18 protein-coding genes are annotated in these 19,238 nt (G+C 62.2%); 8 read left to right on the forward strand and 10 right to left on the reverse strand.

The annotated features are described in order from the left end of the window. Window positions 1–15: 15 nt before the first annotated feature. From NKJ77_RS09320 to NKJ77_RS09355, 8 genes are all read right to left on the reverse strand, one after another. Window positions 16–1,086 carry an adenylate/guanylate cyclase domain-containing protein gene (locus NKJ77_RS09320; protein WP_023831101.1) on the reverse strand — a complete coding sequence of 357 codons (1,071 nt, stop codon included), beginning with the start codon at window positions 1,084–1,086 and terminating at the stop codon, window positions 16–18. A 3-nt stretch (window positions 1,087–1,089) separates the two neighbouring features. Beyond that, window positions 1,090–1,584, reverse strand: a complete 495-nt coding sequence (locus NKJ77_RS09325) for a Rab family GTPase (protein ID WP_023670316.1) — start codon at window positions 1,582–1,584, stop codon at window positions 1,090–1,092. 11 nt (window positions 1,585–1,595) lie between these two features. Next, window positions 1,596–4,274 carry an OmpA family protein gene (locus tag NKJ77_RS09330; RefSeq protein ID WP_352535005.1) on the reverse strand — a complete coding sequence of 893 codons (2,679 nt, stop codon included), beginning with the start codon at window positions 4,272–4,274 and terminating at the stop codon, window positions 1,596–1,598. Window positions 4,275–4,281: 7 nt separating this feature from the next. Then, entirely contained in the window at window positions 4,282–4,947 is a 666-nt protein-coding gene (locus NKJ77_RS09335; RefSeq protein WP_023670314.1) for a hypothetical protein, read from the reverse strand. 196 nt (window positions 4,948–5,143) lie between these two features. Next, on the reverse strand, window positions 5,144–5,545 hold the full coding sequence (locus NKJ77_RS09340; RefSeq protein ID WP_023689042.1) for a GFA family protein: 402 nt from the start codon (window positions 5,543–5,545) through the stop codon (window positions 5,144–5,146). A gap of 21 nt (window positions 5,546–5,566) precedes the next feature. Further along, a complete protein-coding gene (locus NKJ77_RS09345) occupies window positions 5,567–6,625 on the reverse strand; it encodes a Gfo/Idh/MocA family protein (RefSeq protein ID WP_023831103.1) in 1,059 nt (352 codons plus the stop codon). A gap of 103 nt (window positions 6,626–6,728) precedes the next feature. Next, window positions 6,729–7,514: a ThuA domain-containing protein gene (locus NKJ77_RS09350; protein WP_023831104.1), complete on the reverse strand. Its 786-nt coding sequence runs from the start codon at window positions 7,512–7,514 to the stop codon at window positions 6,729–6,731. A 184-nt stretch (window positions 7,515–7,698) separates the two neighbouring features. Continuing rightward, on the reverse strand, window positions 7,699–9,183 hold the full coding sequence (locus NKJ77_RS09355) for a tlde1 domain-containing protein (RefSeq protein WP_023831105.1): 1,485 nt from the start codon (window positions 9,181–9,183) through the stop codon (window positions 7,699–7,701). A gap of 560 nt (window positions 9,184–9,743) precedes the next feature. Between NKJ77_RS09355 and NKJ77_RS09360 the strand changes: the two genes are divergently transcribed. The 3 genes from NKJ77_RS09360 (at window position 9,744) to NKJ77_RS09370 (ending at window position 11,245) form a co-directional block, all read left to right on the forward strand. Beyond that, window positions 9,744–10,295: a cytochrome c gene (locus NKJ77_RS09360; protein WP_245266103.1), complete on the forward strand. Its 552-nt coding sequence runs from the start codon at window positions 9,744–9,746 to the stop codon at window positions 10,293–10,295. 128 nt (window positions 10,296–10,423) lie between these two features. Further along, window positions 10,424–10,846 (forward strand): hypothetical protein, encoded by a 423-nt coding sequence (locus tag NKJ77_RS09365; RefSeq protein ID WP_023684778.1) that lies wholly within the window; start codon window positions 10,424–10,426, stop codon window positions 10,844–10,846. Between the two features lie 237 nt (window positions 10,847–11,083). After that, window positions 11,084–11,245: an FCD domain-containing protein gene (locus tag NKJ77_RS09370; protein ID WP_023831106.1), complete on the forward strand. Its 162-nt coding sequence runs from the start codon at window positions 11,084–11,086 to the stop codon at window positions 11,243–11,245. Window positions 11,246–11,569: 324 nt separating this feature from the next. On the opposite strand, the gene NKJ77_RS09375 is transcribed toward NKJ77_RS09370, so the two are convergent. Next, on the reverse strand, window positions 11,570–12,502 hold the full coding sequence (locus tag NKJ77_RS09375; protein ID WP_023693913.1) for a dimethylarginine dimethylaminohydrolase family protein: 933 nt from the start codon (window positions 12,500–12,502) through the stop codon (window positions 11,570–11,572). After that, window positions 12,499–14,124: a zinc-binding metallopeptidase family protein gene (locus NKJ77_RS09380; RefSeq protein ID WP_352535009.1), complete on the reverse strand. Its 1,626-nt coding sequence runs from the start codon at window positions 14,122–14,124 to the stop codon at window positions 12,499–12,501. The genes NKJ77_RS09375 and NKJ77_RS09380 overlap by 4 nt, the downstream gene beginning before the upstream one ends. 83 nt (window positions 14,125–14,207) lie before the next feature. Between NKJ77_RS09380 and NKJ77_RS09385 the strand changes: the two genes are divergently transcribed. The 5 genes from NKJ77_RS09385 to NKJ77_RS09405 all read left to right on the forward strand — a co-directional run bounded on the left by NKJ77_RS09385 (window position 14,208) and on the right by NKJ77_RS09405 (window position 19,158). Beyond that, window positions 14,208–15,104: a LysR substrate-binding domain-containing protein gene (locus NKJ77_RS09385; protein ID WP_023684774.1), complete on the forward strand. Its 897-nt coding sequence runs from the start codon at window positions 14,208–14,210 to the stop codon at window positions 15,102–15,104. A 103-nt stretch (window positions 15,105–15,207) separates the two neighbouring features. Then, on the forward strand, window positions 15,208–16,299 hold the full coding sequence (locus tag NKJ77_RS09390) for an ABC transporter ATP-binding protein (RefSeq protein ID WP_023701872.1): 1,092 nt from the start codon (window positions 15,208–15,210) through the stop codon (window positions 16,297–16,299). 82 nt (window positions 16,300–16,381) lie between these two features. Next, window positions 16,382–17,497 carry an ABC transporter substrate-binding protein gene (locus tag NKJ77_RS09395; protein ID WP_023831109.1) on the forward strand — a complete coding sequence of 372 codons (1,116 nt, stop codon included), beginning with the start codon at window positions 16,382–16,384 and terminating at the stop codon, window positions 17,495–17,497. A 21-nt stretch (window positions 17,498–17,518) separates the two neighbouring features. Further along, window positions 17,519–18,352 carry an ABC transporter permease gene (locus NKJ77_RS09400; protein WP_023670301.1) on the forward strand — a complete coding sequence of 278 codons (834 nt, stop codon included), beginning with the start codon at window positions 17,519–17,521 and terminating at the stop codon, window positions 18,350–18,352. Beyond that, window positions 18,352–19,158 carry an ABC transporter permease gene (locus NKJ77_RS09405; protein ID WP_023831110.1) on the forward strand — a complete coding sequence of 269 codons (807 nt, stop codon included), beginning with the start codon at window positions 18,352–18,354 and terminating at the stop codon, window positions 19,156–19,158. Before NKJ77_RS09400 ends, NKJ77_RS09405 begins: the two co-directional genes overlap by 1 nt. Window positions 19,159–19,238: the final 80 nt, after the last annotated feature.

Consider the following 19,238-nt stretch of genomic DNA (forward strand, 5'->3'; position numbering starts at 1 on the left):
ACCGCAGGCGACGGATCAGCTCGGGAGCCGCCACATTCGCACGCGACCCGCACCGCGCAATTCCGTTTCCTCGAGTGGGTCGCAAGCAAATTTCGGTCCAAGCAGTTGGCAAGTTGCATCGGAAATACGGATTTCATCGGGCTCCGCGGACGTTTGAATACGTGAGGCGAGATTAACGGTCTCACCCCACAGGTCATAGGCGAACCGCCTCTTGCCTATGACGCCGGCGACGATCGGTCCTGAGTGAATTCCAATTCTCAGCCTTATCGGCTCTCCTGCGAAGCGTTCCCGCTTGACCGCTTTGCGCAGCTCAATCGCATAGCGCGTGAGGGCCTTTGCATGATCGGATCGCGCCGTGGGCAGGCCGGCGACCACCATCACACAATCGCCAATTGTTTTGATCTTTTCGCAGCCGTATCGCTCAGAGAGCCGATCCGCCGCCTTGAAGAAGTAGTTTAAAATAGCGAGCGTCGTCACCGCTCCGACGCTGCGCGCTCTTTCGGTAAAGCCGACGATGTCGGCAAAAAGCACACTCACCTCCGCATGGTTGTCGGCAATTTTCTTTTGCGCTTTCAACCGCTCCGCGATGGACGCCGGAAGAATGTTGAGGAGCAGGGTTTCGGCGCGCTGGTATTCACGCGCCAATCCCTCCTGGCTCTTTCTCAGTGCCTCGTTCGTCGATTGCAATTTTTCGTTGAGTTGACGCTCCCTCTCTTGCAGGAGCGTCATTTCATAGGCCTTCTGTTGAAGCCGCTGCCTGTTGTCTCGTTCGGCAGTGGCGTCCAGAAAAAGAAGCCACACGAACGCATTGTCAGCAAAAAAATGGAGGTCGGCGACACGCCCGCCGGGCAGTTCAACCATGTCCATGCGAAACGGAAGCTCCGGGCAAGGCAGCAAACCTTCCATGAATTCAAGCTGCTCCGCAACAGGCTTGCCGATGCGAAGCGATGACAGCCCGTAATGTTCAACATTACCGCCCTTGGCAGCTATGCAAAGCTCAGCGTCGATTTTCAGATAAGCGACAGCGTGCCCGTCGAAGAAGAAATTGAAAAACCAATTTCTGACTTCTTTTGGCAATTCATGCATGGTCTATTTGGTGACCATCAAGGCAAGTTGACGAAAGGCGTCATCGACCTGCTCGCCCGAAAGCGCACTTGTTAGATAGATTTGCCATCCACGTTGCCTCAACTCGTTGATCTCACCATCCGATATCGCCCACCGATCGGCCAGATCGGACTTGTTGAACAGCAATACGAACGGCATGGCGCCGAATTCGGCCTCGACCCGTTCGCGCAGCGTGAGTGCCACGGCAAGAGTAGCGGCGCGGGTTCCATCAACGACAAGCACGAGCCCGGTTGCACCGCGAACATAGCTGACGCGGAATGAGCCGATATCGTCCTCGCCGGCCAAATCCCACAAAATCAGATCCACGGTTTTGTCCGGGAGCGCGACGCTCTTCTTGTCGATTTTCACTCCAACGGTGGTCAAGTAGGTTTCTGAGAAGATGCTCTGCACAAACCTGCGGACCAGACTCGTCTTTCCGACAGCGAAACCGCCCAGCATGCAGATCTTTTTTTGCAACATGTTGGGCTCCGCTAGTCCAGGTTTACGGTAATCGAAACCCGGCGATTGGTGGAGCTACCGGTTAGACTGTTTTCAGGTACAGCCGGCTCAAAAGTGCCCGCGCCCCGAACCAGCAGCAGTTCGGGAGCAACGCCGCGCTTGTTGAGAAGCGCACGAACTGTCTCGGCGCGGGCGGCGCTGATCGACGCGTTGGCCGTCTCACGGCCCGTGGTGTCCGAATGCCCGGTCAACATGAACCGCGCCGTTACGCCGGAATTGCGGGCACTCTGGGCGAATTCCTTTATTTGATCCGCCAACCTGTCGAGAACCGGCGTCTGCTCCGGTCCCGGCACAACCTTGCCGGAAGAGAAGAAAATATCGGTCGTCTGGATCGCCTGCCTCAAATGATTAAGTTCTGCGAGGTTCAGCTCACGCAGCTGCGAGACATCCAGAACCACTCCGTCCGCCGAAAGTTGTTCAGCGGCGGCCCGCGCGCGGTTGATCCAGCCGGCAGGAGCCTCACCCACGGCCACAATGCGACCCTGGATGATCGAGAGCTGAACGGTTTTCGGCGGGGACAGCGCCGCCGTCAACCGCTTCACCACAAACTTCGGATCAAGGCTCTGATAGAATTGCCACTGTGCATGAACGCGGGCAGGATCAACGTCCGTTCCGGACAGCAGGGCTTGCGGGTCGGCGGCAAGCGGGTCTCTCAAGCCGGAAATATAGAAATGTCCGCCCCTCGCCGTTTGTTGGGCGACGATGATTCCCGGTTGGGCCTCAAGTCGCGACACATAATACTGCCAGTGCTCCGCCGCGCGTGCTTCGGGGCTCACGTCACGAACCTTGGAGATGTCGAATTCGGGTCCGCCTGCCGAAAGCTGCCGGGCCGCCGCGCGCGCGCGATCGATCCAGGTGTCGGGAGCCTCACCCTCGGCAACGATGCGATCATCGACGATCGAAAGTCGTACTGTTTCCGGCGGATACAGTGACGCCGTCAGCCGCTTCAGCACGAACTCCGGCTCAAGGCTCTGATAGAACTGCCACTGCGCATGAACCCGGGCGGGATCGACCTCTGTTCCCGACAACAGCGACTGCGGATCGGCGCCAAGCGGGTCTCGCAGGCCGGCAATATAGAATTGGCCGTCGCTTATCTTTTGGTCTGCAACGATGATGCCCGGCTGGGTCTCCAGTCGCGACACATAGGCGTGCCAGCGCTCCGCCTCGCGCACTTGGGGGCTTACGTCACGAACCCCCGAGATATCGAAGACCGGCCCGCCTGCCGAAAGCTGCTGGGCCGCCGCGCGCGCCCGGCTGATCCAGGTGTCGGGAGCCTCACCCTCGGCGACGATGCGGCCATCGACAATCGAAAGTCGCACTGAATCCGGCGGAGCCAGCGACGCCGTCAGCCGCTTCAGCACGAACTCCGGCTCAAGGCTCTGATAAAATTGCCATTGCGGATGAACCCCGGCCGGATCGACTCCCGTGCCTGACAACAGCGACTGCGGGTCGACGGCAAGCGGGTCCCTCAGGCCGGCAATATAGAACTGGCCATCGCGTACCTGCTGTTCGGCAACGATGATGCCCGGCTGGGCCTCCACTCGCGACACGTAAGCCTGCCAGCGCGACACATAAGCCTGCCAGCGCTGCGCTGATTGCCAGGAAAGAAAGTACCAACCGCCTGCCAGACTCAAGAGCAACAGGGCAACGGCCGCCACCAGCCACGGAAATCCGTCGTTTGATTCCTCTTGCTTGAGCTCGACGCAGGTCTGCAACTGCGCCTCTACGGAGGCCAGCCGCGAACCGTCGCCGTCGAACTGCTCTAAAGCCTCTGAGGATTGCTCATGGATGCGAAGCAAAACATCGCGAACGATTTCATGCAATTCCTCCGGCGGATTTCCCCGGATCACCGAAACCAGTGTCGCAAACGGTCCAACTTCCGACCAGAGACGAAGCTCGCCGAAACGGATTGTGTCCAGGCCGCTCTGCTCTTTCTCGTTAAATGAGTCTTTTACAAAATCCTGAATCGCACTGAGCATCGAAGAAATGAGCTGAGGATCTTCGCTCGTCGCATTGTCGGCAGTTACATGCGCTATCAAAAGGCCGGAATTCCGATGAATGAGAAAGGCATGTTCCACACGGTAGACAAGGGAATGCTTCAGAACAACTGCCGAGAAGCTTGCCCCTGTTCTCCAGGCTTCAAGTCTCCACTTGAGCCCGTGCCAGGTGAATATGTGCCTTAGAGTTTCATTCAGCGACTGAAAGGTCTGGTCGATCTTTTCCCCGATCGACTTGCGAATTGCCGGCAGAAACACCGGGTACAATATGTCCGTCAGCGTGCGCGGGCTCTTCTGGATCGACCGTTGCACAGCCCGTTCGACAGCTGGCGCAAGCGCCTCGCCGAGTTGCGCGTAAGGCGCTCGTCCGGCAGCACTGGGAAGAACGTCGCCCACGGCCGCCGCAAGCTGCTCGGGTTCGTCGAGCAGATGCGTAACGCGTGAAAGCTCCGAGATTTCGCGGCTGACCAGCAACTGCCGCAGCGTTTCCATGCGCGGATCGGCGGTGGGAACCGCCTCGAACTGCGCACGGTAGTCCGGATCAACGTTCCGGGCAATTTCGATCAAAAGACGAGCCAGAGCCTCGCGATCAATCTCTGTATCGTTCGAGGCTGTTCTTTGCGGAAGGTTGAATGGGTCGACGGTGGACGTCAAGGTCCCATCAACTCACTTTCCAGCTGCGGTCCGAGTTGCTCTTGCTCCCGACGGGATCCTGATTGAGACATTTTGCAACCTCGACAAACAGGCCAGCCAAAAGATTTCGGTCGGTCTTGACGTTGCTGAGGTCGGCAAACATCTTCTCGATCAGCATCTGAACGCCTTCATTCTTCTGCTTGATTTCCTCACGCAGCAAATGATCGTTTCGATTTATCCGGTCCGAAACGTCGCGCTCGAGCGCGCTCAACTGATCCGACAACGTGCGCACCTGCTTTTCAAGAGCCTGGTTTTGCTCGCGAAGATTCCGGTCGATCTCCTTGTCGGCATCGGCTCGTGAATCTTTTTCGCTCCGCAATTGCCCTGCAAGCGAATCGATCTGCTTCTTTGCATTCGACTCGTACATTTCGAGATTGCGCTTGGCCTCGGACTCGACATCCTTGAAGCGCTGCAACACCCGTTCTTCAAGCTTGGAAAAACGGCGGTCATAGTCCTGCATCTGGTTGCCGAACAGCAGGTCACGGATCTTGTCGACACCGACGGCGTCGCCGGCGGTTCCGTTTTCGCGGGCCTGAACTCCCATGAAGTTCAGCCCGTTTCCTTCTGTGTTACCTATCAGATTTACGTCCGCCTTCTTTTCTGAAGAAGCGGAATTCGAAGATTCCTTAGCCATCCATATACCCCCATTGAACACATGCCGTCAGGTAAGCATGTCAGCAATCGGGCCGCAAGCCGGATTCGTCTTGACTTATGCCTATTCATGGGGCAGCCGAGCGCGATGGCTAACGGCCCGGCAATGGCAATCAGGGGCGATGCCCTCTTGAAGGCGCGGAGCGTGCGGACGGTTCCGGGTATCCAAAAAGCGGCCTTCAGTCGAACGTCGCCAGCGGCTCGGCGTTGATCTCGACCCACTCACAGCGACGGCTTTCGTGGTAAAAAGACTGGAAGGGCGGCGGGAACGACGGGTCGGCGAAGGCGCCGACGGGAATGGCGATCACGCCGGGTTGCGTGTCGATGCGATAGTGGACGGCGGCGCCGCACTCCGGGCAGAAATTGTAGATGACGCGGCCGCCCTCGTCGCCGGTGCGCGTGAACTGCTTCGCCCGCCCCTCGATCGATACATCAGCTTGCGCAAACCGGACATTGTAGCTGAAGGCGCTGCCGGTGCGGCGCTTGCAGTCGAGGCAGTGGCAGACCGAGATGCGCACCGGCTCGCCCGAACAGACGGCTGAAAGCTGGCCGCAGAGACATTGCGCGCGGCGCGAGACCATAGTTTCTTCCTCCCCTTCACATCACTGCGTATCGGCGCTGGCCCTCAGTTCCGTCCGCTTCTGTTCCGAAACCATGGCCAGATCCAGCACCTTCTGCAGTTCGGCGGCATGGTGGAATGAAGGCTCGGCCTGCACGCCGCTGCGAACCGCATCGACGAAGCGCTGGTAATTGGTCGGCACCGTGCCGGCGTCGAGCACCTGCCATTTGCCGTTCTCGATATCCTCGCCGACACACGCCTTCAGTTCCGAACCCTCGAGATTGTGCACGACTTCGATGCCGCCCTTGTCGCCATAGATGCGCAGGCGCAATTCGTTGATGTGGCCGGTCGCCCAGCGGCTGGCGTGAACGACGCCAAAGGCGCCGTTGGAGAAATCCAGCGTCATGGCGAAGCTGTCATTGGCGTCGAGGTCGTATTCGCCAATACGGTTGCCTGGCGCCTTGTCGAAGGTGCGCAGCCGGCAAAACACGTGGTCGACGTCGAGTGCGGCGCCATAGCTGGCGAAATCGAGGATGTGGATGCCGACATCGCCGAGCACGCCGTTGGAGCCGTGGTCGCGCGACAGCCGCCACAGCCATTTCGGGTCGGTGCGCCAGTCGCCCCAGAATTTCGACACCAGCCAGCTCTGCAAATAGGAGGACTCGACGTGGCGGACGGTGCCGATCTCGCCGGCCAGCACCATCTGTCGCGCCTTCTGCAAGGCAGCGACATTGCGATAGGTGAGGTTGACCATGTTGACGATGCCGGCTGCCTCAGCCGCGTTGGCCATCTCGCTTGCCTTGCCGAAGTCTTCGGCCAGCGGCTTTTCGCACAGCACCGGCTTGCCGGCCGCGATCAACGCCATGGTGGTCGGGTGGTGAATGCGGTCCGGTGTGACGTTGGCGACCGCATCGAACTCGCCCCACGCCAGCGCGTCTTCCAGCGATGTGAATCGCTTCGGTATCTTGAACCCGTCGGCAAATTCGCCAACGCGCTTTTCATCGACGTCGACAGCACCGACGATCTCGACGCCGTCGATACCGCCGAAGCGGCGGGCATGCTCCTGCGCCATCCAGCCGGTACCCAGTATCAAAAGCCGCATTCTCTGCACTCCGAGCGAATTGGTTCGATTCAATCATATGGCGCAGATACGGTCTAGGAAACCCATGCGGAAAACCGCTACGCCTTTTTTCCTGGATTTTGCTTTAGCGGAAGCCGGCCTCGCCCGAAGCGTGCAGCTTGCCGCCGCGCTCGACGATCGGCTCCAGCGCCTTCTCGACCGGCACGTTCGGCGCCTCAAGGATCGCCGACTTGGTGCCCTGCGGATTGTGCGCCCACTTCACCGCATTGCGCAGCACCTTGTGCACATTGGCGTCGTGATAGGTCGGATAGGTCTCGTGGCCCGGGCGGAAGTAGAAGACATTGCCGGCGCCGCGGCGATAGGTCAGCCCAGAACGGAACACCTCGCCGCCCTGGAACCAGGAGATGAAGACGGTCTCCAGCGGTTCGGGCACGGCGAACTGCTCGCCATACATTTCTTCATTCTCGAGCTCGAAATATTCGCCGACGCCTTCGGCGATCGGATGGCTGGGACTGGTCACCCAGAGTCGCTCGCGCTCGCCCGCCTCGCGCCATTTCAGCGTGCAGGGCGTGCCCATCAGCCGCTTGAAGATTTTCGAGAAATGGCCGGAATGGAGAACGATCAGCCCCATGCCTTCAAAGACCCGGCGGGCGACGCGCTCGACGATCTCGTCGGCAACGGCGCCATGGTCCTTGTGGCCCCACCAGACCAGCACGTCGGTCTCGGCCAGACGGCCGGCCGGCAGGCCGTGCTCCGGCTGCTCGAGCGTGGCGGTCGAGGCGGAGATCGTATTGTCGGCGTTCAGCGCCTTGGCGATGGTCGTGTGCATACCTTCGGGATAGAGGGCGGCGACCACCTCATTGGTCCGCTCATGGATGTTCTCGCCCCAAACGACAGCGCGTATTGTCATGATGTCCTCGTGAAGCCGACCCGCAGCGGTCACTCATAGTCTGCCTGGGGGTGAAAAGGGAATAGGCAGTGGGGAATAGGCAATAGGGGCAGAAAAACAATCAACAGGCGATGGACGCTCCTGGGCCCTACTGCCTACTGCCTACTGCCTACTGCCTACTGCCTATTGCCTACTGCCTACTGCCTTACGCTCCTCGGCCTTCCTGAGCGACCCGCGTCAGCGGCTTGGTCAGGCGCGGCACGACGACGAGGCGTTTGATCTTGCCTTTCTTGTAGGCGGCAAGGAAGCGGGCGTAGTCCTTGAAGACGACACAGCCATTGGATTCCGCACGGCCGCCGCGCAGCATGTAGGTGTGGGCGAGCAGGCCGTCGCGGCCGTATTTGTTGCCGCCGCTGACGGGAGTGAGACGGAGCGCCTCGACGCCATGGAAGCGGGATTCGCGCAGCCGCAGATCATAGGTGTTGGGCGGCGTCGGGCCGACATTCTTCTTGTGCACGAAGCGCGGCTGGTCGACCATCGAACCCAGCCCCGAATGCGCCTCCAGCCGCGAGCCGTCCGGCATATAGACGGTCTTGGCCGAGATATCGTAGACGGCGACGCCGCCGCCCATTCCGGGCGTGGCGAACAGATCCTTGAAGGCGCGGCCGACGCCGCCCGCCGGGGCGTCCGGCTTGGCATAGGCCAGCATCTCGCCGGCCTGTGTCTTCGACCGTTTGCCAGGCTTGATCCGGCTTGATTGGATGCTCTGGCTGTCTGGCACGCCAGGCAGTGCGGCGACCTCCGAAGTACTGCGTGGCGAGCGCGGCGACGAATTTCCCGGCGACTGGGGTGCGGGGCTCTCGGCCGTCCTGTCGGTCTGTGGCTTGGCTGCCCTGGGTTTGCTGGCTTGCCGAGGCTCTGCAGGCTGAGCGGTTTCGGCGCGTGGACGCCAACCCGGCAACGCAATGTTGTCGGGCAGATCGTCCTGCGGCGGCAGCGAAGCGACCTGAACCTCGGCCTGCTCAGGATCCTGCCCTCCGGCGATTGCTGCAACGGCGGGCGGCGGCGCCAGCATGTCAGCGTCTTCCGGCAAGCTGTTGGCCAGCGCCAGCGCCAGGCGCGACGAGCGTTCGATCTCAGCCACTTCCGGCCCAAAGCGTTCCGAAGCGGGGCCATGCTGATCGGGCAGCCGGACTTCGGCGAAACGGGCAGCGACCGGAAGGCTGGCAAGCATGAAGGGCGCATTCGAGGCCTTGGCGAAGGCGGCAGCCAGCTTTTGCGGCGACAGCTCTGCCTTGGCCACCACGCCGTCGAAGCGCATGCCGCGCGAAGTGGCGAGAGCGACGCTGGTGTTTGGCGCAATGTTTGAGGCGACACTGCTCGGGGCCACAGCGTGCGTGGCCGGCTTCAGCCGCGCCATCTTGCCGTCATGCGCGAAGTTCGCGGCGGCATGCGCGCAGCCGGCGTCGCATTGGCTGAGCAGCGAGGCCTGTGATTTTTGCGCCGAAAGCCGCGGCGCCCACGAATTGGCGAGGCTGCGGCGCGAATCGGCAAGTGCTGCGTTCCGCAGAAGCAGACTGTGCGGAAGGCTGTTGGAGGCTGCGGTGAGCGAGGTACCGAGCGAATAGAGGCCGGCCATGGTTGCCACCGACCACAGCGCCAAGGCCGCGCCGACAACCGGCACCACCATCCAGCGCTGGCCGGATCTCTTCGAAGTCAAACCCCGTTCAGGAGTATCGCCCCGGTCTTTCAAACGCAAAAACGCCATACAACCACTCTCAATCGGCATGCAGGCTTGCGACCCTCGCATCCGTGACATCCACAGTTCGCTGGTGCCCCCTGCACCTTTCGCGTCTGTTGCCGATTGAATCAAAAGATGGACAAAGTTGGTTAACCAATCCCTCCATCAGCCACCGATTATGCGGCGCCTGATACGAAAAAAAGAGCACTCCATGGTCTGCGCCACGGTAGAATGCTCTCCCTCACCCCCGCCTTGCTGCCCGTTTTTGCGATCCAAGTCAAGGAAACGCTGCGTCAGCTTGCTGCAAGCCTGTGCTGATTGCCCGCTGATCGGCCTTCTCAATCAGTTGACCTTCCGGTGGCTGGAAGGTCTATCTGCTCAGAGACGGAGACCTCCGGCGACGGAAATTTACCGAGGAGAACCGGCATCACGACCGAAGAATCCGACTGCAGGTCGAACCCCTGCTGCGGCTGGCTGAGCACGGATGGATGGGGCAAGGACATGGCGCCGTGAGATGGACTGTGAAAGCGGCGCTGCTGTGGCTGGTCTGTGCCCTTACGATGGCCGCCTCCGTCGGCAGCGGACCGATCGTCGCGGCCCGCCAGGCGTCGATGAAGGAGATGGCGGCGGCTGCGAAAACCATTGCCGGCATGTTCGACCGCAGGCAAGCCTATGACGCGGCAGCCTTCAAGGCGGCAGCGGACACGCTGCGCGCGCGCACCGGCCCTGCCCTGATTGCCGAATTTCCGAGCGGCTCGCTTGGACCGCCTTCGCAGGCCAGGCTGGAGATCGATCAGTCACGGGCGGAATTCGAGGCCCTGGCAAATCATATCGGAACGCTGGCCGACGCTCTGGCCGCCAAGGCCGAAAGCGCGCCGGCCGTCATCACCGATGACATGCGCATGGGCACCGGCCTGGCGATGGGCGGCGGCAGCCTGCTCGGCAAGCGCTCGATTCCAGAGGAAGCCGATCCGACCAAACTGCCGGCGGAGCATATCCTGCATCTCATCCTGCAGGATTGCTCGACCTGTCATTCGAAATTCCGGCAAAAGGTACAGTGAAGCGACATTATCCGGCGGAGCATTTCTTGCTGGCCTGCGCCACAGTCACTTTGCATACAAGTAAATTCGTTTGTGCTAATATATCGCGGTCGTGCATATCCATGCATGACGAGCATCGGGAGGATGCAATGAAAACCATGAATCGCAGGTCTGCAATTGCCCTCGGTCTGACGACCGCCGCGGTAGCGCCTTTGTTCACCTTGGCGGCATCGGCAAAAATCAAGAAATACGGCCCGAAAGAGGGCAAGGAGATTGCGCCCGGTGTCAGGGTGGTGGAGGTCGGCACCGGCAATGCTGACATTCCCGCCTACAAGAGCATCGCAATTATCGACGTTGTGTTTCAGCCCGGAGCACATGCTCCTCAAACCGTGATGGACAACGACATGGTGTGCACCATTACCTCAGGTGCATTCACGATCAAGAAAGCGGACAAGGAATTCAAGCTCAAGACGGGTGATATGTACACCTGCTCCAAGGGCAAGACCGATGAAGCGACGAATACAAGCAAGGAGGTCGGCGTGCATCGCATCGCCGTATTGATACCCGCATAGCAGATGGAGTTCCGGCCGGACCACGCCGTCGCGAGTCCGGCCGGCCAGACGAGGCGATCTCGTTCCGTCGTCAGCGCGGCCATCTCACGCCAGCCACTCCCTGATCGCCGGGCGGGCGGGAACGGCGCGCATGTGGTCTTCGCGCTATGGCTTTGTTTGGGCATGATCTTTTGGGAAAGCTGGCTTGGTTTTCAAATCATCGGCTAGGTCGAATGGCTGATCAACCAGCGCATCCACGTGGCCAATACGGAGATCGAAAACCGCAGGAGTTTTGCCGGCCACCAGGCGGTGTTCGAGGCGATCGAGCGCCACGACCCGGAAGCGGCCGGCCAGGCGATGAGCGCGCATCTGGAAAACGCCCGGCGCAAGTTCAATTCAGGGTCGGGAAGACTGGGCTAGCCAGTTGACGCGGCGGCGCTCTGGCGCAAAGCAAAAAGCCCGCCGTTCAAAGCCGGCGGGCTCCCTTCAATCATACAGCGCGATCCGCTCGCCGGTAACCAGGACGACCGAATTTCGGCCTTCAGCGGCTGGTTGCGCTCAGGGGGCGGGCTTCGACGGGTTTGAAGCGACCAGCGATCCGAGTTTGCCGGCTTTGGCCAGACTCGGCTTTTCGTAAATTTTCTTCACAGAATCCCTCCTCTAATGGCATCAATTTCCTCTGCCAGGCCTGTTTTGTCAAATCTGGCAGCAGTCCGTCACAGGTCCCGGCGGCAATTCGTGCCCTTACGCCGGCTCGCGCTTGAGCGCCTGCGCCATGCAGTGAATGCCGCCGCCGGTCTTGGAAATCTCGCTCATGTCGACGGCAGCAACCTCGAAGCCGCGTGCCTTGAGCTGGCCGATCAGCGACTGGCTCGACGTCGGCGCGATCACCCTGTCCTTGCCGAGCGACATGAAGTTGCAGCCGAGCGCCATCGTGTCCTGGAAGGGCACGTCGATGATCTCGTGGCCCTTGCCCTTCAGCCAGTCGACGATGCCGGGCTCGGTGCAGGCGAGGCACACCGCGGTGAGCTTCTCGGCGATCGGCACCACCATCAGGTCGATATGGACGTAATATTCGTCGATGAAGGCGAGGCGCGTTTCCCAGCCTTCCTTTTCGAACCAGTCCTGCACCTGGCGGGCGCCCTCTTCCTGCGTGCGGGCGCCGCCGCAGCCGATCAGCACCACGCCCTCCTCGATGACGTTGAAGTCGCCGCCTTCGAAGGTGCCAGCCGTGACCATGTCGTAGATGGGGATGCCGAGCTTTTCATAGGTGCGGATGGCGGCATAGTTCTCGCCGCGCCGCCACCAATTGGCCATGGCGGTGATGAAGGCGCCGTAGGGCGTCATGACGCTGGAGTCTCTGGAATAGACCTGCATCGGCAGTTCCGGCGTCGGCTCGTGCCAGTGGATGTTGACGCCGAAATGCTCGTAGGCGGCGACGAGGTCCTTGTGCTGCGCCTGCGCGATCTGGACGTTGCAGGGCGCTTCGCGCAAATGCTTGCGCGACAGCGAGCTGGTCGAGAGGTGGCGCAGGAAGTTTGGCGAGCCGAGCAACACGTCTGTCAGCACGTCGGTCTCGTTGGCAAAGCCCCATGACGTCAGCGGCTTGGTGCCGCCGGCGGGGTTGCGGCGCTGCAGCGAAAACGGCTCGGCGACGATGCGATCATGGACGGTCATAAGGTTCTCCTCGATTTGACTATGCAGCTTTGATTGGATTGGCTGCTCGGAATCCACCAATCGCGTCCGCGCGCGGTGGTGACATATTCCGGCCAGCGGAAATCGATCGGCGGGTCGTAGTCGCAAAGCGGCGCGATCCAGTTGGAGCCACCAATGCCGCCGCCGGTGCGGGTGACGAATTCGTCCATGGCCGCATCGCGCGCGGCCTTGTCCTCGAGCAGGCGGAGGGCTGCAAGCGCAACCGTCTTGGCGGCGCAAATGACCATCGGGTCGATGGTGGCCGAGATACCGCCCAGCGCGTTCATCGCCCAGGATGGATAGGCATGGCCATTCGCCGAGCGCAGCGCCGGGCGGGCGACATAGAAGCGTGCGGTCGGCGTGTGCCACGACATGTCGGTGTAGTCGTCGGAGGTCGAGTTGATCTGCGACGGAGGCAAATCGCGGCGCAGGATTGCCTCGGCCTCTTGCGGCGAAATCAGCCGCTCCATCTCGTCGATGAAAGGGTTTTCGGTCGCGGTGCCGCCGGCATTGACCTGGACCTCGCGACCGATCGCTTTCGCCGCCTCGTCCCAGCTCGGCGCGCCGACGGTGGACAGCGCCTCATAGGCAATCCCCGCCATGGCGTGGTTGGCGAGGCCCGGCCGCGACTTCGACACCCAATGGCGCTCATAGCGACAACCGCTGATCGCCGCGGCCGCGGCCGCATTACGGTCGAGCACCGCGGTGACCTGCTCTGCCATGGCAATGGTCGGCACGCGGATCATGTACTGGATCTCGGCCAGCCCCGCCGGCAGATTGTCGGCGGTCGCCTGCCCGGCGGTGAGGATCGCCTCGCTGATCGACCAGCCGCCCTGGTGAGGCAGCATGGAATCGCGCAGCGCCTTGGAGGTCATGTACATCGCCATCAGCGCGTCATTGGCACCGGGCGCCCGCACCGCCGAATGCGCCTGCGGGATCGGCGCGCCATCGCTTGCGCGAACCCAGTTTTCGGGTTCGTCGCAGACAAAACGGTAGATCATCGCGTAGGCCGCGCCGCAATGCGTGTCCCAACGCGCCGTGTTGCAGAGCGGCAGCATATAGAAGGGATGGAACGAGATCATGCCGGCAAGGCCGTCATAATAGCCTTTGGCTGCATGGATCGGCTTCGAGCCCCTGACCTTCTCGGCCGGCTCGCCGGTGAAGCGCAGCGTCCCCTCGATGCCGTGGCGTTGCATTGCCGCCTTGGTGGCGAGAAGTCCGCCGAGGCCGGCAATGCCAAGCCCGGAATGCGGATCGGTGTGGCCGCCGGCCTCGCTGCCGAGGCCCGGCCGCGACCGCTTCACCGTTGCCGCGTCCTGGCAGTTGCCGGGCACCGCGTCGTATTCGCCGTACATGCCGATGGTCGGCCCCGGGCCATTCGTCCAGTGGGCGCAAAAGGCGGTCGGCATGCCGGCCGACCCTTCCTCGACCGAAAAGCCCTCATGCTTCAGCCGCGCGACATACCAGGCCGCCGACTGGTATTCGCGCCAGGCTGTTTCGCCGAAATCGAAAATGGTGCGCGTCCACGCCGACAGCGACGGCTGGATGCTATCGAGACAGGCAAGCGCGGTGGCTTGCGCCGAAGTCGTCACCGGTTTCTCCATGCGGCCCAAGAAAGCAGTGAAGCGGCATTGCAAAAAGTGATATGTTTTTCCGGTTCATGCAAATTCGGTTCACCTGAGGCCTCTTGCGAATACCTTCCACACAGGCGTTGCGCGCCCTCGACAGTTTTGCCCGTCACGGCAGCGTCTGGCGCGCAGCCGATGAACTGCATTTGACCCGCAGCGCCGTCAGCCATCAGTTGCGGCTCCTCGAACGCGACCTCGGCTTCGACCTGCTGGAGCGCATCGGCAAGGGCGTGGCGCTGACACCGCGCGGCCAGCGCTATGCCGCCGATGTGAGAAAGGCGCTGACGGTGCTGGGCGATGCGGTGACGCGCCAGGCCGGCACCGGCGTCGGCGGTTCGTTCGCCGTTTCCTGCACGCCGGGCTTCGCCTCTCTGTTTTTATGCACGCATATCGGCGAGTTCCGGCAAATGTATCCGGATGTGGCGCTGTCGATCCTGACGCCGCGGCGGCTGGACGATGTCAGCAATCCGGACGCCGATGCCTTCATTGCCTTCGGCGTCGGCAACTGGCCGAACCGCTCGGTGGAGTTGCTGTGCGAAATCTCGTTCACGCCACTTTGCAGCCCGACACTGCTCAACAAGGTCGGCGGCTTTTCAAAACCGGCCGACGTGCTGCGCGCCAATCTCCTGCATCTCGGCGACACCGAGGACTGGGCGCGCTGGCTGGCGCTGTCCAAGGTGGAAAACCCCGACACCGAAGGCGGCATCTTCTTCTCGGACATGAACCTCGTTTTTTCCGCGGCGATCGCCGGCCAGGGCATCGCCATGGGCGACGAGTTGACCAGCCGCCGGGCGCTGAGCGAAGGCCGTCTGGTGCGCCCCTTCGACATCGCGATCCCCTCGCCGCGCTCGTATTTCCTGGTGTCGGAACATGCCAAGGCCAGCCACCCGGTGCTGGAAGCGTTCAATGGGTGGTTGAGGTCGAAGCTGTCGGAGAACCGGATCAGCCCGTACTAGCCTCCCATCCGTGAATCAAATTTGCCGATCAGGCGAAAACTATTCGGTTGCGGTGAGCCGGGGCCCTGCCCTACGCTCAAGCCACGACCAAGGAAGAGGCAGGATGCAGCAACCCGGCCGGGCCGCAGAGATCAAGGCAATCGGGATCGGCAAGAGCTTCGGCTCGTTCCGGGCGCTGGACGACCTGACGCTCAATATCGGCCGCGGCGAGTTTTTGACGCTGCTCGGTCCCTCCGGCTCGGGCAAGACCACATTCCTGATGATCCTCGCCGGCTTCGTGCAACCGACCGCCGGCAAGCTTTTCAGCGACGGCATCGACATCACCGAGCGGCCGGCCGAACAGCGTGCCGCCGGCATGGTCTTCCAGGGGTATGCGCTGTTCCCGCACATGTCGGTCGAGGCCAACATCGCCTTCCCGCTCAAGGTACGCAAGAAATCGGCTTCCGAGATCAAGCGCCGCGTTGCCGAGATGATCGAGCGCGTCGGCCTCAAGGGCCATGAGACGAAACTGCCGGCGCAGCTTTCCGGCGGCCAGCAGCAGCGCGTGGCGTTGGCCCGCGCTTTGGTGTTCGAACCCGGCGTGCTGCTCCTCGACGAGCCGTTCTCGGCGCTCGACAAGAGCCTGCGCGGCCAGATGCAGGCCGAGATGAAGCGGCTGCATCAGGAGACCGGCACCACCTTCGTCTTCGTCACCCACGACCAGAGCGAGGCGCTGGCGCTGTCGTCGCGCGTCGCCATCTTCAACCACGGAAAATTGCTGCAGGTCGGAGCGCCGGACGAGGTCTACGACCGGCCGGACAACCGCTTCGTCGCCGAGTTCCTTGGCGAGATCAACATGTTGCCGTTGAAGGGGGTCAAGCCCGCCGACAATGGCTCGACGGGCCTCTGCGAGGACCGCGCGGTCAACATGCTCTGCAAGGCCGAGAAAGTCCGTGGCGATGCGATCCTGGCGATCCGGCCCGAGCATATGTCGATCGCGCGCGAAGCCGCCGCCGGCGAGAACGGCATTGCCGCCACCGCCATCGGCTCGACCTATCTGGGTGCGGCGACCAAACTCGATCTGACGACGCGCCAGGGCGCCAAGGTGACCGTCTCGGTGCCGAACGAGGTCGCGGCGGCTGCACTCAGCAAAGGCAATTCCGTCTGGCTGACATGGCCGGCGGAAAAGGGTTTCCTCCTTCCGGACGGAGGATGACGACGAGAACGGCGAAGTCTTCCAGCAAAGAATCTGGAGCGCGCCATAACCACCGGAACCAAAACGAAAAAGGGGAACTAAAATGACAAACCAAAGCAAAAAACAAGCCATGGACGGGCTGACCGCCCGGGCTGTGCGCGGCGAGATTTCGCGCCGGCAATTCACCCAGCTTGCAGCCCTCGTGCTGGCCGGCACACCGATGCTGCTGCGCTCGACCGGTGCGTTTGCGCAGGCCAAGGAGCTGGTGCTGGTCAACTGGGGTGGCGATGCCCTCACCGCTTATGACGCCGCCTATGGCCAGGCCTTCACCAAGGAGACCGGCATCGCCGTCAAGATGGACGGTTCGGGCCCGACCGAAGGCGCGATTGCCGCACAGTTCAAGAGCGGCGCGCCGACCTGGGATCTCGTCGACGTCGACCCGTTCTCGGCCATCACGCTCGGCGCCCAGGGTGCGCTCGAGCCGATCGACTACGCCGTCGTCGACAAGAAGAAGATGCGAGAAGGCTTCGGCTGGGAATACGCGGCCTCGACCTATTTCTTCTCCTACGTCATCGCCTATGACTCGGAGAAATACGGCAAGGACGCGCCGACCGGCATGGCCGACTTCTTCGACGTGAAGAAGTTTCCGGGCAAGCGCTCGCTCTACAAATGGGGCGTGTCGAGCTGGGAAGCAGCGCTGCTCGCCGACGGCATCGCGCCGGCCTCGCTCTACCCGCTCGACCTGAAGCGAGCGCATGACAGGATCGCCGCTTTCAAGGAAAACGTCGTGGCTTACTGGGGCGGCGGCGCCGAGAGCCAGAGCGTGCTGCTCAACGGCGAAGCCTCGATGGCGATCGTGTGGTCGACCCGCGCCTCGCTGATCGAGCAGGACTCGGGCGGCAAGATCAAGTTCATCTGGGATCAGGGCCTGATTTCGCCCGGCGCGCTGGCCGTGCTCAAGGGCAACCCCGGCGGCAAGGACGCAGCGATGAAGTTCATCGCCAGCGCCCAGGATCCGCAAAAGCAACTGGTGATGTTCGACAAGCTCGGACAGGGTCCGGCCAATCCGGCCGCCGATGCGCTGATCCCCGCCGACAAGAAGCGCATCAACCCGGTCGATCCCGAAAACATGAAGAAGCAGATCGCGCTCGACATGGACTGGTACGCCAAGAATTACGGGGCAGCACTCGACGAATACACCAAGATCATCTCGGCCTGACCAGGCCGGGCAGGAGCTTCGATGAGAGGCACCCTCTCCGACAGGATGGGCGCGGCGGTGCTGATGGCGCCGCTGCTCCTGTTCCTTGTGCTGGCCTACGCCTGGCCGTTCCTCGGCGTCGTCAAGTGGAGCGTCACCTTGCCGACACCGGGGCTCGGCCAGTATGGCGCGCTCGCCACCGATGCCCTGGTGCAGTCTGTGTTCATCCGCACGCTGCGCATCGCGCTGATCGTCACCGTGGTTTCCGTGGCGGCGGCATACGCCATCACCATGGTGTGGGTGCGCGGCAGCCCGGCACAGCGCATAATCGCTGAATTCTGCATTCTCGTCCCCTTCTGGATCTCGGTGCTTACCCGCGCCTTCGGCTGGGTGGCGCTTTTGTCCAACCGCGGCCTGATCAACACCTGGCTGCAATCGATCGGCTTCATCTCCGAGCCGCTGGCGCTGGTGCGCAACGAGTTCGGCGTCATCGTCGGCATGACGCATTTCCTCATTCCCTTCGCGGTGTTCCCGCTGGCCTCCGCCATGCGCAGCCTCGACGAGCGCGTGCTGCTCGCGGCGCGCGGGCTCGGCTCCAGCCGCATGCGCACCTTCTGGACCGTGTTCGTGCCGATGACGCGCTCCGGCATCATCGGTTCGGCGATGATCGTGTTCGTCTTCTCGCTCGGCTTCTTCGTCACGCCGGCGATCCTCGGCGGCGGCCGCAGCGTGATGATCGCCGAGCTGATCTATCTCCGCATCTTCCAGAGTCCCGACTGGGGACTGGGTGCGGCGATCAGCGTCGTGCTGGTGCTGTTCGTCGGCGCGCTCATGGCGCTGCTGTTCCGCTATGTCAGACCGAAGCAACTGATCTGATGCCGACCTATCGCCCCGGTCCCGTCTCGCTGATCCTCGCCGTGCTGGTGGCACTGTTCCTGCTGCTGCCGCTGCTGGCGGTCATCCCAGTGTCGCTGACGCCAAGCCGCATGCTGGCTATGCCGACGGGCGAACTGTCGCTGCGCCACTACCGCGCGCTGATCGAGGATCCGCGCTGGCTCGACGCCATCCTGCTGTCGATCCGCATCGGCATCGTCAGCAGCGTCATCTCCACCGTGCTGGCGCTGTGCTTCAGCCTTGGCGTCTGGATGTTCCAGCCGCGCTTCACGGCCACCCTTGTCGGCTTCGTGCTGTTGCCGATGGTGGTGCCGCCGGTGGTCTCGGCGATCACGCTCTACTTCCTGCTGACGTCGATCTCGGGCATGAGCTCGTTCTTCGGCTACGACACCTGGCTTGGCGTCGCCATGGCGCATTCGGTGATGACGGTGCCTTTCGCCACGGTGCTGATCCTGGTCTCGCTCAGCCAGCTCGACCGCCGCATCGACCTTGCCGCGCGCGGCCTTGGCGCCGGCGTGTGGGAGCGCGCCACGCGCATCATCATGCCCAACATCAAGTTCGGCATCGTCACCGCCGCGCTGCTGTCCTTCGTGCTGTCCTGGGAAGAGATCGGCGTCACGCTGTTCATCACCTCGGTCAACGCCATCACGCTGCCGCGGCTGATGTGGATGGGCCTGCGCGACAACATCGACCCGGCGATCGCCGCGCTCTCGGTGATCCTGATCATCATCACCGTGCTGGTGCTGGCGGTGCGGACTGTGGTGGTTAAGATGCGCGACGGGCACTGAGCCAAGGTGGCCAACAACAATCGGCGATCGCCAAGCCGCTGTGTGAAGGGCGTTACGGACGGTGAGCGCCGGGTACATTA

Origin of the sequence: Mesorhizobium sp. M0052 (assembly GCF_040323255.1) — a bacterium.
In the GTDB taxonomy this organism is placed as follows: Bacteria; Pseudomonadota; Alphaproteobacteria; order Rhizobiales; family Rhizobiaceae; genus Mesorhizobium.